Here is a 13,510-nt window from a genome sequence, read left to right as displayed (position 1 = left end):
CGCCCGCCCTCACGACCAAAGCTGAATCGGTTCATCGCGCGGCGCGTCGAGATCCGGCAGCGTGATCAGCACGCCCGAGCGGAACGGCTGCGGTTCGCGCGCGAGGCCCGGATTCGCCTCGTAGACGGCTTCGACGGTCCCGCTCAGCGTGCCGTAGGCGGCATAGCAGAGCGTGTCGAGCACGTCGCCGTCAGATGTTCTTAAAGTCCTCGCCATAGCGGCCAAACTCCAGACTGAAGGTTTGCTTGCGTGGCGCTCCGTCCGACATGAGCGCCTCCTGTTCTTCCTCGATCGATTGCAGATACCACCGCCCGAACACGTCGCCCGTGCCGCCCGTCAGTTGCACCGGCTTCATCTGCCCGCCGATCGCGCGCAATGCCTCCAACTGGCGCGCGCCCGCCCCGAGCGCCGGGAACACGACGCCGGACAGCACGATCGTTTCGCCGCCCTGACTCACCGCCTGCAACGCTTCCGGCCGGTTCAGGCGCTCTTGCGAGGCGACCTTGTAGCGGGTCGTGCGCCGCAGCTTGTCGAACGCGGCCGTCGACAGCCCGAAGTTAAAGCGCCGCCCCTCGTCGGTCGTCAGCGTCAGCAGATGAGGGGTCGCCGACGAAGCGTCGCCGCCCAACGCATCGAACGCCGCGCCGAGTCCGGTCGCCTGCAACACGGATTTCACGGCCTTCGCGTTATCGGAGCCGACGACGGCGGCAAACTGCGTTTCAGCGCCCTTCAGCGCCGTCGTCACGGTTTGCGCCGCCGCGTGAATCTGCGGATGGTTCGAGGCGTTCGCGATCCGCAGCACGCTGCCGACCGCGCCGGCCGTCGCGCGAAACCCGCGCGTCACCTCGCCCACCTTCGGGCTCAGATCGGTTGCGACCGATAGCGCGCTGCTCGCACCGTTCAGCAGCTCGGCGGCCGACGTCAGGTTGCCGGTCGCGAGCTTCGTCAACGTGTCGACCGTGTTCCGGCTCGCCGCGCGATTGCGCTCGTAGACGCGGTTCACGTGCTGCGCGCGCTCGGCCGCAATGCTGGCCTGCGTCGCCGCCTGCGTGATGCTCTTCACGAAATCCATCGCCTCTCCTACAGGTGCGGCGCGTCGAACAGCGCCGACCGGTTGTTGTTGTTCATTGATTGGGTCATCGCCCGCTGGATCTGCGGATTGATCCGCGCGAGCAGCCGGTCGGCCATCGCCTGATCGCTACCGCCCTCCAGCTTGATGTTGAAGACCGGCGCAAAGCTGTTTTGCTGCTCGACCTTGAACGCGCGCCGCTCGGCGACGCCGGGCTCGACAAGCGCTTTCGCGTTCGCGACCGCGCGCGCGGCTTCGGGCGTGTCGCCGCGATGCTGGAACGCCCATCGCGTGAGCGCCCCGAGCAGCTTCTGACCGGCGAAGGTGCCGATCGCCCCGCCCGCGACGCCGCCGATCGCAGCGCCAATCGGCCCGCCGAACGCGCCGATCGCCGCGCCGAGCTTCGCACCGACCACACCGCCCGCGAGACTGCCGCCGATACCCGCGAAGTTCTCGGCCTTCCGCGCGCGTGGATCGTCGCCGGCCGCGACCGCGTAAGCGTCCTTTGCAGCGAGCCCGACCTTCAGCACCGTGCCCGCGAGCGCGATCTTGCCCGCGTACGGCAACACGCGGCCCGCCATACCGCCCAGCGCCCGGCCGAGCCGCCCGAAGCGTCCGGCCCGGCCCGCCTTGCCGCTCGCCACGCCCTCGATCAGATCGCCGACGGAGCCGCCGCCGATGCCGCCGCCCGGCAGGTTGACGACGAAGACACGCTGCACGCCGCTGGCCGCCGCGCCGAGCGCATCGAGCGCCGGCCCACCGCGCCCCGGCTTCGCTCCCTTGCCGCCCTTCCCGCCGCCGCCCCGCGCCATCCGCGCGCCACGCGCGACGTCGAGCACGCCGCGACCGATCGACCACGCCGCACGCGCACCGCGATGCGCGATCGCCGCCCCCGCGACGCCGATGACGGCCGCCGCCGCGCGCGGCGACGCATCGACGATGTCGCGCACCTTCGCGCCGGCTTTCTTCGCCTGCTCGCCCGCCAGATCCGTCACCGGCCGCAACGCGTCGCCGATGCTGCGCATCGCCTCGTCCCACTGCTCGACGACCTCTTTCCAGATCTGCTTGGACGCAGCGCGGCGGTCGTTGAGATCCTTCTCAATCTCGCCGCTCGCCGATGCGGCGTTGCGTTTCAGATTCGTGTAGAGGTCGGCGTTCTGCAAGTACGCGGTAAGCGCCGCCTTGACCTGCATGTCGGTAAACAGGTCGCCCGTCTTCATCGTCTCTTCGAACGCGCGAATCTGCTTCTGACGCTTCGCCGGATCCAGCTCGGCGTTGATCGACTTCGCCGCCTCGGCCAACTGCTTCGCCTTCGCCGGATCGACCCGCTCGATGTACGCGCGCGCGAGCACGAACGACGCTTCGAGCGTCGACCAGCCCTTGCCGATCGCCTCCTTCATCTTCGCTTCGTAGTCGACGCCGGCTTTCTCGTAGTTGCGCTTCGTCTCGCCCGAGCCGATTTTCGAGAACCAGTTCTTCAGGTTGTTCGCGGCTTCGTCGGGGTTGCCCGCCGTCTTCATCTGCACCTGAAGCATCGCGCCCAGCTGCGTCACCGAGTCCTGCCCCGTGATGCCGATCTTCTTCATTTCCGCGAGCAGCACCGGGAACCAGCGAGCCATGTCGACCGACTCGAACGAGCCTTCCTTGCCGAGATACGCGATCGCCTCCAGCGCCTTAAGCATCGCGGCCGGGTCCTTGATGTCCGCGTTCTGCTCCAGCGCCTGGATCATCTTCGCCGTCTCGACGCTCGTCGCGCCTTGGCCGATCGAGAACTTCGCCACCGCCGGCGCGAAGCCGAGCGCCCGGTCGAGATCCATCCCGCCCGCCACCATCTGATTGACCGCCTCGGCCAGCTCGTTGCGGTTCATCCCGTTGGCCAACGCATCGCGCCGAATCCGTTCGGACATCGCGCGCTCTTCTCCCGTGCGCGCGATGCCCGCCTTGATCGCGATGTCGCGGATGATCGCCTGATACTGTGCCGACACCATCGTCGGCACCGCGATCGCGGCGGTCAGCTTCATCGAATCGCCGACCGCGCCGCGCATCGCCTCCCGGCCGCCGCTCAGGCGCTCGTGCCCCATTGCGCGCAGTTCGAGCCCGCGCGCGGTGCGGCCGAGCCGCGCATACGCGCGATCGAGCCGGTCGACCTCGATGCCGGCGTCGCGCAGCGTCCGCAGATTCGAATCCAGCTTGCGCCGGATCGTCTCGGCCGCGCTGTCGCCCGCGCGATGCAGGCGGCGAAACTCGTCCTGTAACTTGATCGTCTCGCCGATCTGGCGCTGCCACATGCCTTTTTCAGCGGCCGTCTTGCGCAGCCCGACGATCTTCGATTGCGTGTCGGAGATCGCCTTGCCGAACGTCGCGGATACCGCCCCGCCGATCACGATCCCCAACGCGATTTCGCGTGCCATCTCCGCTCCCTGTCACGTCAATCCGTCAACCACCACACCAGCTCCTCAAGCGTCAAGTCATCGATCGCTTGCGGACTGATCGAACACTCACGCAGCAGGCGCTTCGCCATCGCCTTGACGGTCTTTTCGTGCAATCGGGCGAGGGGTTCGAAAGGAGTCGTACGCGCGTTGCATCGCGACGTAATCGGCCATGTCCATCTGTTCCAGCTCGTCGGGCGCGACGTCGGCGAGCATCGCGAACAGCGTGATCTCGCGCAGCTCGTCGTCGTCCTGCGCACGCTTGGTCGCGCCGCGCACGTCGCGCACCTTCGGGCGGCGCATCGTCAGCGTGTCGCGCAGCACGCCGTCGAGCGTGATCGGGTAGTCGAGCTTGATCGTGATCGTGTCCATCGTGTTTCCTCAAAGTAAAAAGGGGCGCTGAGCGCCCCTTGGGTTCAAAGTTGCTTTGCCGCGCGTTACATGCCGAGATCGCGGCGCACCTGTGCGAGCTGGTCGACACCGTCGATCACGCGCACGAAGCCGAACACGTCGATCTCATGCATGACCGAGCCGGCGATCTCCAGCTTGTAGTAGTTCAGCGACACGGCATATTTGATCTCCGCCTTCTCGCCCGGCTTCCACGAGCCGGAATCGACCTCGGTCAGCATGCCGCGCATGTGAACCGCGATGGCCTTGCTGCCGCCCTTGATGTCGCGAAACGACCCGCGAAACGCGGCGTTGAACGCGGTGCCGTCCGCGATGCCGAAGAACTTCAGCACGTCGCGCTCCAGCGTCGACATCGCGAACGACGCTTCGAGCGCCTCCATGCCTTGATCCGTCTTGACGGCGGCGTCCATGCCGCCCGCACGAAAGTCGTCCGTCTTGATCTTCAGCTTCGGCGGCGTCACCTCGGTCGTGCGGCCGACGAAGCCGCGCCCGTCGACGTACATCGCGAGATTGAATAGGGTTTCCGGAATCACGCGTCACCTCTTACTGTTGGGTATCGAGCACTTCCGTGAGCCACTGATTCGTGATCTCGAAACGGAAGATCGGGTTTTCGGCGGGCGGGACGTCGGTGAACCGGATGTTCCAGTACACCTTGCCCTGCTCGAGCTGGCTCGCGCTGTTCAGGCGCGCATCCGCGTAGACTTCGAAGTTGATGACCGCGCCCTGTGTGCGCAGATCGCGCATGAACGCTCGCAGCCCTTCCGTGACGTCCTTCACGTACGTCGCCGTGATGCCGCGGTCGACCGCCCACTTGTGGCCCGCCTGCACCGCGTCCATCACGATGTCGAGCGTGCGCACGCGCGTGACGAACGTCCATTTCGGATCGGCCGACAGCGTGCGGTTGCCCCACAGCCTAAAACCGCCGTCGCGGATGATCGTCGTGACGAACGCGTTGTTCAGCAGGTTCGCGCGGCACGTCTCGTCGCCGTCGAGAAACTCGATCGGCCGGCTCGTGCCCGTGATGCCGACGATTTCCTTGTTCGACGGCGACGCCCAGAAGCCGATCGCCGCATCCGTCTGGCAGAACATGCCGGCCGCATACGCGGACGCCGGCGCGTCGGTGTCGACGTTCGCGCCCGTGTCCCAGTAACGCACGCCCGGATCGACCAGATACAGCCGCTTGCTGCCGAAGTTTTTTGCGTACGCGATCGCCGCCTCGTCGTCCGTGTTCGGGCCGTCGAGAATCGCGATCGCGCGCAGCTTGTTCGCGAGCGCGTCAGCGGCCGTCGCGACGGCCTGCTTCGACGTGTGGCCCGGCGCGATCAGCAGGCGCGGTTGCAGGTTGAACAGCGATTTGCCGTCGAGCAGCGCTTGCAGGCCGGTTCGCTTGCCGGCCGCCGAGACGCCGCCAATCACGTCCGACGCGAGCTGCGCGGCGTCGCCCTGCTTCTCGACGCCGACCGCGACGATCGCCGCCTTGCTCTGCGCGAAGATCGCGCGTGCGGCTCGCGCGACGGCGCTGTGCTCGCCGAACGCCTGCGCCGCGTCGTGCTCGTTCGTGAGCCGCACCGGCACGCTCGGTTGCACGAGATCCGCGCCCGGCGCGTACGTGTCGACGAGGCCGACCACCGACGACGACGGCACCGCGATCGTGCGCGGGCCGACGTCGACGACGGTCGTCGTCACACCGTGATAAAACGAGGTAGCACCCATTCAGGTCTCCAGAAATAAAAAAAGCCGCTCGGGTGAGCGGCTTCGATGACGAGCGAGTGGCGGTTACTGCGACGTGTCGGACGACGCGGATTCCTCAGCGGCCTGACTGGCCGCCGCCTGTTCTTCCGCCCGCAGCTTCTCCTCTTCGACCCGCTGTTTCTCCTCGACGGCGATCCGGATCGCCGCCTCGTCCGGCTCGTCCGGCCACACGTGCGACGCCGGGAACTCGGCCGACTCGACAATGCGCACGAGCGCCATCTGATACGCGGCCCACGCCTCGAAGAGCGCGCGCTCGAACGGATCGAGCTGCCCCGCCGCGAGCGCGTCAGCCTTGCCGCGATTCTTCGTGCGCGCCTTCTCCATGCGCGACGTGAAGTCGTTCATCGCCGCCTCGCGCTGCTTGCGCGCGACGATCTGCTCGTCGACGCGCCACGCGCCATCGCGCCAGACGTGCTCGTCGGACGGGCGCGGTGTCTCGGTCAGGCCGACGTCTTCCGGCTTCACGCCTGAGCGCGTGATCTCGGCCGGCGACCCACTGTCGGTGCGGTACAGACGCACGCCGCGATAGTCGGGCAGCAGCACCCATGTGCCGTCTTTCCAGAACGGCCACGTGAGCGGCGGGCGCTCGGGCAGCGGCTCGGCCGTGCAGAACGCCGGCACGAGCCAGCGCTTCGAATTGAGCGGATCGATGTCCGCCAGAAAGCTGACGACGTATTGGCCCGTCGCGTTGTCGTATTGATTGCAGAGCATGTTTTCTCCCTTGTCAGTAGGCGCGAAGCATCGCCATCACGGCGACGTTGCGCGGTCTGGATTCGTTACCGCCGTCAGCCGTGACGCTGACCGTGTGTCGATGACGGCCGCCGCCGCCGATGCCGACGTTATGGCCGTGACCGCCGTCCGTCGCGATCGCGTGGCTGTGCCCGCCGGCAACGCTCGTGCGGGACTCGCCCGCACTCTGCTGAACGGAATTCAGGCCCGGATAGCCCTGCCCGCTACCGGGCGCGCCCGGCGCAGTGTGGACGTGATCCCCGCTCCACTGCGTCGCCCCGCCGTGACTGTGGTTACCCTGCGCGTCGGTCCACGCCGTGTGAACGTGATCCGGTGCCTCATCCGTCGAGGCTGCGTGCGCGTGCGAGCGATTCTGGCTGTCCTGTGACGTCCCGATTCTGCGATCGACATCGAATCCGCGTCCGTCGTCCCAACAGCGCATGAACTCGCCGCGCAGTTCGGGAATCCGGAACGTCGCCGCGCCGTCACCGTCCGAATAGCAGCCCCAATTGCCGGTCGACCAGTCCTTCTCCGCGACGAGTGCGCCGCTTGCCTGCGCGTACGCCCACAGCGCCGGATAATCCGCGCGCTTGAGCACCGCGCCGTTGCACTTCAGATAGCCGGCCCGCGCGCTCGTGCGCATCTCGAAGACGATCTGTCCGACGGACGCCGTTGAAATCGCATCGGCAACCCATTGCGTCGTCGCGAGACGCGTCGAACGATCCCCCGACGGCGGCGTCGGCCCCGTCACGGGTTGATCGAACACAGCAAGCGTCGGCGTGAAGCGCAACACCGAATTCGTATTGCAAGTGACGCCGAATACGCCGTCCGCGAGGTGATAGAGACCAGTATCTGGCGCTCCGTCGTTGCCGAATGCGAGCGATGGTGCGGTGACGCTGCCCTCGGCCAATACGATGCGCGTGCCCGGCTCGCACGTCAGGTCGCCCTTGAGCGTGCCGCCCGTGTTCAAGTCGAGCGGCGTGAGGTTGCCTTCGTGCCACGCGATCCGGCCATCGATGCGGAACGTGTGGTCAGCAAACATGTATTGATACGACGATCCCGTCGACGACCACCAGCCGGTGCTGAGCTGGTTCGCGTAGAGGTACCCGTCGGCCGGACCGAGCTTGATATGCCCTTCGTTTGCGTTCCGTCCCACTTCGAGATCGTGGGCGATGTTCACGGTGCCACCGAAGACCGTGCCCGATCCGTTTCCGTCGATGATGACCTGCCCCGTCGACAGTGACCACGAGAACGGCCGATAGTCGTTGAACCCGCCGTCCGGGACGCCCTTCGGCGTCGACAGGAGATACACGCTCCATCCGTCGTTGCGGATGAACGCGCCGTAGCCGTCGCAGACTGCACGGAACTGCCCGCCGTCGCCGTGATCGAGCCCGGCACGCACGCCGTTGTCGAACGACGCCGCGACCGACGTGCGCATCTTCCGCTGACCGGTCGCGTCGAGCGACCATTCGGCAGCCGGCACCCCCTTCAAAGTCACTTGGAGCACGCCCGCCTTCGGCGAGAAGAGCCCCGTGTCGGGGTCGCCGTCAAAGCCGAATCCGGCATTGCTGCCGGCACCCGATCCGACCTTGCCGAGCAACGCGCCGGTCATCGCGTCGCCAGCCTTCGATACCTTGTCGCTGTCCTGCTGCTCGATCGCCCCCTTCAGATAGAGCGTTCGATTGGCAAGTTGTTTCGCTTGCACGTTGTCGATCCCGTCCGGACCGCCCATCACCGGGTCCGATGTCTCCAGCTGATAGACGCCCTCTTCCCATTGAGCACGTTCCTTCAGGTTTGCCATGCTGCCACCACTCCCCGTGAATATTGGCCGTTGCGGACGGCCGTACCGTTGTGGCGGATCGCGACCGCCGAGTAATCCAACTTGACCAGTTGACTGCGCGCGGGCGCGTAGCGCTCGATCGCGCGCACCAGCGCCTGCCCTTGATCGCGCGTGATCGACCGCTTCAGCTTCACGATGTACTCGGCCCACGCGCTCGCGCGCCCGTGAACGTAGTTGCCGTCCCGCAGCGCCGAGCCGTCGCGACGCTTCGCGACCCGCCCTTCCTGTATCTCGATGTCGCCGAAGCCGAGCCGTCGAACGATTTCGCGGACGGCCCACGGCGTGCCCTTCTTTCGGTGCAGCGCCAACGATCCCTTGATCAGCGCACGCCGCGCATCGTCCGACTCGGCCAGCTCCCACCCGTCGACGGCGACGGACCACGCGAGCCACGGCAGGAACGCGGCCGGGCATCGATCGACGTCCATCAGCGTGCGAAGGATCTCCGGATCGACGCTCGGCCGCAGCACGCGCGCGAGCGCGGCTTCGAGCGGCGTCTGATTCAACGGCAATAGACGCTCACTCATCGAGCACCTTCAGATTCAGGACGACGGACGTGCAATCGGCGAACTCTTGCCCGTTACACGTGACGTCGCCCAACGGGGCTTTCAGGTCGACGCGCGCGACGCTGCTGCCGCGCGGATGAAGCGCGCCCGCGATCGCCGAGCGCGCCATCCCGAGCTTGAGCCGGCGTGCCGCGTCGATCGCGGCGTCGAGATCGCGCCGACGCTCGGCCAGCACGACGGCTGGGTCCGGGCCGCGCCCCACGTAGACGTCCGCCTCGATCACGAATGCAACCGGCCGGGCCGGCACGACGAGCACCGTGTCGGTCAACGGCCGCACGTCTTCGGCGGACAATGCGGCGCGCACCTTCCCGAGCAACGCCTCGTCCGCGACACCCCCGTTCGACTGCGACATGATCGTCACGCGAACCGTGCCCGGCTCCGGACGATCGACTTGCACGTCGAGCACCTCCGGCGACACGTCGAGCGCGTGCTTACGATAGGCGTCGATCGGCCCCGCGTCGGTCGACGTCTCGATCGCCAGTTGCGTGCGCAGTCGGAACCGCTCGTCGCGTTCGTAGACCGGCGCGCGCGGCGGCGTCGCATCCGGATCGCCTGGATCGACGAGCGCTTTCTCGACGCCCATCAGAACCGCGACGTGTTCGAGATCCGCGCCGGTCGCGTACGCGAGCATGGTCGCCCGCGCAGCATCGTTGAATCGTGCGCGCGATCGGATCTCGTCGTATGCCGCCAGCTCGATCAGCTTGACGACCGGATCGGATTCGAGCGCCGCGCTCCAGTCCGGATAGATGCGCTTGAAGTACGCGAGCTTCATCTGATACGCCGTTTCGAAATCGAGCGTCTCGACCAGATCGGGCGGATGGAGCAGCGACAGATCGATCATCGTCATGCCGTCACCTCGAAGATTTCCGCCTTGCCGTCAACCTCGCCGCGAATCTCGAACGTCACGCGCCCATCGACGACCGCAAGCGCGGCGACACGTTCAAGCTTGATTCGCGGCTCCCATCGCCCGATCGCGCGCGCTGCTTCGGCCTGCGCCGACGAGATCCACCCGCGCGTGATCGGCAGGTCGACCATCGCCGGGATGTCCGAGCCGTACTCCGGCCGCTCGCGACGCGTGCCCCGGCGCGTGCCGAGGATGTCGCCGATGCTCTGCTTCAGGTGCGCGAGGCCCCTGAGTGGTGCGCCGGTCCACCGGTCCATGCCGACCAGTTCGCCCGCGACGGTCATACGCGCCCCTCAAGCCGGTTGAAGTCCGGATGGGTATCGAGATACTCGACGTGCTGCGCTTCCCTCGCGACTGCCTCACCTTTGATGACCCGCAGCACCGAACCGTCAGGAAACACGACGACACGACTACGGAAACGCGTATCGAGAAAGGTTGCGCTCGTTGGCGCGAATGCTCGCGAAACAACATGTGCCATCGGATACCCTCAGAATGAAAAAGCCCCGCTCAAGGCGGGGCTCAAAAAAGTCACTTTGAAAAATTCCAGTATCTCACGACGATACAGCGCTATTACTCGGCTCGAAGGAGGGTAAGCCGAAGAGGTCGAATCTCGTCGCCCTTTGCTTTTACGCAAAAATCGCCGCCTTTTGCCCATAATTTCGCTTTTTCCTTCCGTTGCTCCTCATTCCAAGTCGTCGATTCCACGGATGAAAAATTGAACTGCCCTCTGCAAAGCAACAGAACATTGTTGAAGCTGAAACGAGTAAATGCATAGGCGAAGTAAGCGGCAGGTTGACCATCAACCTGGGGTTTTACAGGAACAACATTTATCCTCACAGCCCGCATTGCCGCGACAAGTTCAGGTTTGAGAATCTGGTATATGTGCGGCCGCTCCTCCAGCACTCCACTCGCCCTCATAATAAAAGTTGTCACAGGCGCAAAGTACAGCACCCCTACAAATAATAGATATCCAACAAATACACATACAAGCATCATCGCCTTTGAAGCACGGACTGTTGAATTCCCTCTAATCTTCACAAGCAGGTAGGCCAATCCCGGTGCCATACCAGCCATACTAAACACACCCAAAAGCAAGAAGATCAGCAAAGAAGCAACGGTTCCAAACTTCGCGTCACTGAACAACTCCAAGCACAGGAGCATCGGAACAGATACCGCTACAGCTCCAAGCGTAGCGAACAATGAAAACATCAGAGCTCGCCCACAATACCGCAACGCCCGCATTATGACCTCGTTCATCCACGAGCGATACGAATACCATTTCTTCGATGTATCCCGGTCACCAGGGGGCATTGGACTACCACCGATCCGCCTCAAAAAAATATTCCTATTCCTAATCACGAAATACAACGCCACAACATAAGCGGCGACGATGGACATCGTGTAGGCAAGCCAAGGTGGCTGATCAAGCGCGATAACGGATAACGCCAAGATGAAGAGCCATCCAATCGGCGTGGAAAGATGCAACCTCCAGACCGCACGGGACAGATCATCCTTGAATTTTTCATCACCTGACGCAGCAATTTCTTCGTATGCACTGACGACCGGCCCAATGATCATCGATGGAAAAATGAATTGCACAAAGACAGCAAACATCAACAGGCATGCCGTCACAAACATCACAATGAAGCCAGAAATGGACACCACCGCATCCGAAAAAAGCTGCTCCCAGCCTATCTTTCGTAGATAGCTCCACAGCATCATCGCCGGAAAGAACAAGAATATTGGCGCGAATTTCCACGCGACATCAAGAGAGTCCTTTATTACGGGTATAGAGGCAGAATAGAAGCCAAGTATGCGCTTCAAAGTAACCTTTATCTCGCCAGACTCTTCTTTTCTTCGTCTTATCTTCTCGGCTTCCAACTTTTTATCCGGCGATCCGAATATATTTTCTTTCTCCGCCACCTGCGCACCGTCATCTCCGCTCGTTGGATCGAGTACTTTCGTATCCATTTATGCTGGCCCCTCTTGGAACGAATTCGAATTTGAGAGCTCGATTCTAGATCCTTAGAGCCATCCGTCGACCTCGTAAAAATACCGGTGCAGCGTGACTTCTGCCATCTACATAGGCGGGCTCACTGGAGCTCCGTCGCCTTGCTCCACGTGACTGTGCCCAAGGAACGACTTGCCGCCGATCTCGACGTCGGCCGTATAGCGAGCGCCGCCGTCGACTTCGACTGCCGGGCCGCCGTTCGCGCCTGCCCGGCCCTGCATGCCGCCGTTGAACGTCAAGCGCTGCTCGGTCGTCGTGTTGCCCGTGAACGTCGAATCGGGAACGTCGCCGAGCAGTTTCTCGGTGCGCAACGTCACGCCGTCCGCGCGTAGCTCCAGTTCCGTCTCGCCGATGCGGAAAACGATGCGCCCGCCCGCCGGCACGTCGATCCGGTACTCGTGCGACGCGTGGTCATAGACCTGCGACGCCCCATCCGGGAAGTCGAACGCCGTTTCGCTCGCGCTTCGTCGTGCTGCCCCACCGTGCTGTTCCGCGTAGTAGCCCGGCACCGCGTACGCGCTCGACAACTCGCCGGACGACGAGAAGACCGACGCCTGCTCGCCTTCGGACGGCGGGCGCCAGAAGCGCACCGCGCCCGCCGCGACCGTGAACCACGGCAACCAGTCACTGACCCAATCGCCGACGCGCACACGGCATCGCGGCGGGTCGTACGACACCGCGTCGACCGTGCCTTGCTGCACGAGGCACGCAAGCCGCCGGTCGATCTCACCGATTTCATACTCGAGCATCGTTACTCCGCATAGTCGGCCGGCGCGTCCTGCGCCGGGTCCCAATAGCTGCCTTCGTTGCCCGGCCCCGTTTCCGGGTCGACACCCCATACAAGCGTGCTACCGCCCGGAATCTCCGCCAGCTCACCGCCGATCCCGAATTCGTGCGTCCATTCGACGAGCCACACGAGGTACGTATCGAGCTGGGGGCGAAACGGGTCTTCGCCAACCTGAACCACCCTGCCGGGCGCGATCGGCAAGCCCCACGTCTGCATGTGAACCGCGAGCGCGACGCGCGCGGCAATCTCGCGCACGTGCAGCTCGTGCCCCGCGCCGTACGGATCGACGATGATGCGCGCCTGCATGCGACCGATCAGCGAGACGCAACCCGTTCCGTCGTCGTGCCCCGGCTCCATTTCGGACAGTTCGACCGCAATCAACGGCGTCGGAATCTGCGCACCGATCTCCGGATACGCTTCGATTCGTTCGATCGTCGGCAGTGCTTCGCGCAGGCCCTTCACGATCGCGTCGTGCAGCAATTTGAGGTTATCGAGCACGTCCCATCACCTTTTGTAGTTCGTAGTTCACTTCTTGCCGCAGGATCGTCAAGAGCCGCTGCTCGCACGCCTTCGCCGCGCGGCGAAACGCCGGGTCGCCTGTCTCATGCCAATCGACCGTCACGACGCGATACGGCAGCCGTGCCTTCCCGACACGCTCGAAGATCGGCCCGTCCGGTTGTCGCTTCGACTGCCGCCACGCGCCCGGAAACGACGAACGGCCGGCGCGCATGCCTTTGCGCGTCTTCACGACCGAGCCGAGGCGGTGCGCCTCGATCGGGTTCAAGCCGAGCCACACCTTGCCGGTATCGGCCGACCGCAGGAAAAAGTAGAGGCGTCGGCGGATCGCTTTCTGAGGAATGCGCGTCGCCGCGCTGACCTCCTTCGCCGTCTGGCTCTTGATCCACGCGGCCGTCTTGCGCAGCGTGCGTCGCCACGCGGCCTGCATCGCGGACGGCGAGATGCCCTGCAGGACGGCCGTGACCGCGCCGACATCGATTTCGACTTTCAGTGGGTTCAT

At 64.6% G+C, this 13,510-nt stretch carries 16 protein-coding genes; all 16 read right to left on the bottom strand.

Features of this window, described 5'->3' with window-relative positions; translation table 11 throughout:
- Positions 1-9 precede the first annotated feature (9 nt).
- Positions 10-216, bottom strand: coding sequence for a tail protein X (locus tag WS78_RS06905; RefSeq protein WP_024430935.1), 207 nt, complete (start codon positions 214-216; stop codon positions 10-12).
- Positions 191-1,072, bottom strand: coding sequence for a phage tail protein (locus WS78_RS06900; protein ID WP_059584740.1), 882 nt, complete (start codon positions 1,070-1,072; stop codon positions 191-193). Before WS78_RS06900 ends, WS78_RS06905 begins: the two co-directional genes overlap by 26 nt.
- Before the next feature lie 8 nt (positions 1,073-1,080).
- Positions 1,081-3,480: a phage tail tape measure protein gene (locus WS78_RS06895; protein ID WP_059584738.1), complete on the bottom strand. Its 2,400-nt coding sequence runs from the start codon at positions 3,478-3,480 to the stop codon at positions 1,081-1,083.
- Positions 3,481-3,567: 87 nt separating this feature from the next.
- Entirely contained in the window at positions 3,568-3,870 is a 303-nt protein-coding gene (locus WS78_RS06890; protein ID WP_038777205.1) for a phage tail assembly protein, read from the bottom strand.
- Positions 3,871-3,935: 65 nt separating this feature from the next.
- Complete coding sequence (locus WS78_RS06885) at positions 3,936-4,439, bottom strand: phage major tail tube protein (RefSeq protein ID WP_059584735.1); 504 nt, start codon at positions 4,437-4,439, stop codon at positions 3,936-3,938.
- Between the two features lie 10 nt (positions 4,440-4,449).
- Positions 4,450-5,619 carry a phage tail sheath subtilisin-like domain-containing protein gene (locus WS78_RS06880; protein WP_059584732.1) on the bottom strand — a complete coding sequence of 390 codons (1,170 nt, stop codon included), beginning with the start codon at positions 5,617-5,619 and terminating at the stop codon, positions 4,450-4,452.
- 63 nt (positions 5,620-5,682) lie between these two features.
- A complete protein-coding gene (locus tag WS78_RS06875) occupies positions 5,683-6,369 on the bottom strand; it encodes a tail fiber assembly protein (protein WP_059584729.1) in 687 nt (228 codons plus the stop codon).
- A gap of 13 nt (positions 6,370-6,382) precedes the next feature.
- On the bottom strand, positions 6,383-8,188 hold the full coding sequence (locus tag WS78_RS06870) for a phage tail protein (RefSeq protein WP_059584727.1): 1,806 nt from the start codon (positions 8,186-8,188) through the stop codon (positions 6,383-6,385).
- Complete coding sequence (locus WS78_RS06865) at positions 8,176-8,751, bottom strand: phage tail protein I (RefSeq protein ID WP_059584724.1); 576 nt, start codon at positions 8,749-8,751, stop codon at positions 8,176-8,178. The genes WS78_RS06870 and WS78_RS06865 overlap by 13 nt, the downstream gene beginning before the upstream one ends.
- A complete protein-coding gene (locus WS78_RS06860) occupies positions 8,744-9,637 on the bottom strand; it encodes a baseplate assembly protein (protein ID WP_059584722.1) in 894 nt (297 codons plus the stop codon). Before WS78_RS06860 ends, WS78_RS06865 begins: the two co-directional genes overlap by 8 nt.
- Entirely contained in the window at positions 9,634-9,978 is a 345-nt protein-coding gene (locus WS78_RS06855) for a GPW/gp25 family protein (RefSeq protein WP_038717482.1), read from the bottom strand. The genes WS78_RS06860 and WS78_RS06855 overlap by 4 nt, the downstream gene beginning before the upstream one ends.
- Positions 9,975-10,172, bottom strand: coding sequence for a hypothetical protein (locus tag WS78_RS37495; protein WP_082717484.1), 198 nt, complete (start codon positions 10,170-10,172; stop codon positions 9,975-9,977). The genes WS78_RS06855 and WS78_RS37495 overlap by 4 nt, the downstream gene beginning before the upstream one ends.
- Positions 10,173-10,264: 92 nt before the next feature.
- Complete coding sequence (locus tag WS78_RS06845) at positions 10,265-11,665, bottom strand: hypothetical protein (protein ID WP_156437578.1); 1,401 nt, start codon at positions 11,663-11,665, stop codon at positions 10,265-10,267.
- Between the two features lie 108 nt (positions 11,666-11,773).
- The gene (locus WS78_RS06840; protein ID WP_059584717.1) at positions 11,774-12,454 is read right to left on the bottom strand and encodes a phage baseplate assembly protein V; all 681 of its coding nucleotides are present in this window, start codon (positions 12,452-12,454) and stop codon (positions 11,774-11,776) included.
- A 2-nt stretch (positions 12,455-12,456) separates the two neighbouring features.
- Positions 12,457-12,990 carry a hypothetical protein gene (locus WS78_RS06835; protein ID WP_059584715.1) on the bottom strand — a complete coding sequence of 178 codons (534 nt, stop codon included), beginning with the start codon at positions 12,988-12,990 and terminating at the stop codon, positions 12,457-12,459.
- Positions 12,980-13,510, bottom strand: a complete 531-nt coding sequence (locus WS78_RS06830; protein ID WP_059584713.1) for a phage tail protein — start codon at positions 13,508-13,510, stop codon at positions 12,980-12,982. Before WS78_RS06830 ends, WS78_RS06835 begins: the two co-directional genes overlap by 11 nt.

The organism is Burkholderia savannae (assembly GCF_001524445.2).
Taxonomy (GTDB): Bacteria; Pseudomonadota; Gammaproteobacteria; order Burkholderiales; family Burkholderiaceae; genus Burkholderia; species Burkholderia savannae.
The sequence above is the reverse complement of the archived record's forward strand: the minus strand, read 5'-3'. Positions and strand labels throughout refer to the sequence as shown.

Bases quoted from the DNA above. Each gene is read 5' to 3' on its own strand.
- WS78_RS06905 (WP_024430935.1), bottom strand. From the start codon at position 216: ATGGCGAGGACTTTAAGAACATCTGACGGCGACGTGCTCGACACGCTC.
- WS78_RS06900 (WP_059584740.1), bottom strand. From the start codon at position 1,072: ATGGATTTCGTGAAGAGCATCACGCAGGCGGCGACGCAGGCCAGCATT.
- WS78_RS06895 (WP_059584738.1), bottom strand. From the start codon at position 3,480: ATGGCACGCGAAATCGCGTTGGGGATCGTGATCGGCGGGGCGGTATCC.
- WS78_RS06890 (WP_038777205.1), bottom strand. From the start codon at position 3,870: ATGGACACGATCACGATCAAGCTCGACTACCCGATCACGCTCGACGGC.
- WS78_RS06880 (WP_059584732.1), bottom strand. From the start codon at position 5,619: ATGGGTGCTACCTCGTTTTATCACGGTGTGACGACGACCGTCGTCGAC.
- WS78_RS06875 (WP_059584729.1), bottom strand. From the start codon at position 6,369: ATGCTCTGCAATCAATACGACAACGCGACGGGCCAATACGTCGTCAGC.
- WS78_RS06870 (WP_059584727.1), bottom strand. From the start codon at position 8,188: ATGGCAAACCTGAAGGAACGTGCTCAATGGGAAGAGGGCGTCTATCAG.
- WS78_RS06865 (WP_059584724.1), bottom strand. From the start codon at position 8,751: ATGAGTGAGCGTCTATTGCCGTTGAATCAGACGCCGCTCGAAGCCGCG.
- WS78_RS06860 (WP_059584722.1), bottom strand. From the start codon at position 9,637: ATGACGATGATCGATCTGTCGCTGCTCCATCCGCCCGATCTGGTCGAG.
- WS78_RS06855 (WP_038717482.1), bottom strand. From the start codon at position 9,978: ATGACCGTCGCGGGCGAACTGGTCGGCATGGACCGGTGGACCGGCGCA.
- WS78_RS37495 (WP_082717484.1), bottom strand. From the start codon at position 10,172: ATGGCACATGTTGTTTCGCGAGCATTCGCGCCAACGAGCGCAACCTTT.
- WS78_RS06845 (WP_156437578.1), bottom strand. From the start codon at position 11,665: ATGGATACGAAAGTACTCGATCCAACGAGCGGAGATGACGGTGCGCAG.
- WS78_RS06840 (WP_059584717.1), bottom strand. From the start codon at position 12,454: ATGCTCGAGTATGAAATCGGTGAGATCGACCGGCGGCTTGCGTGCCTC.
- WS78_RS06830 (WP_059584713.1), bottom strand. From the start codon at position 13,510: ATGAACCCACTGAAAGTCGAAATCGATGTCGGCGCGGTCACGGCCGTC.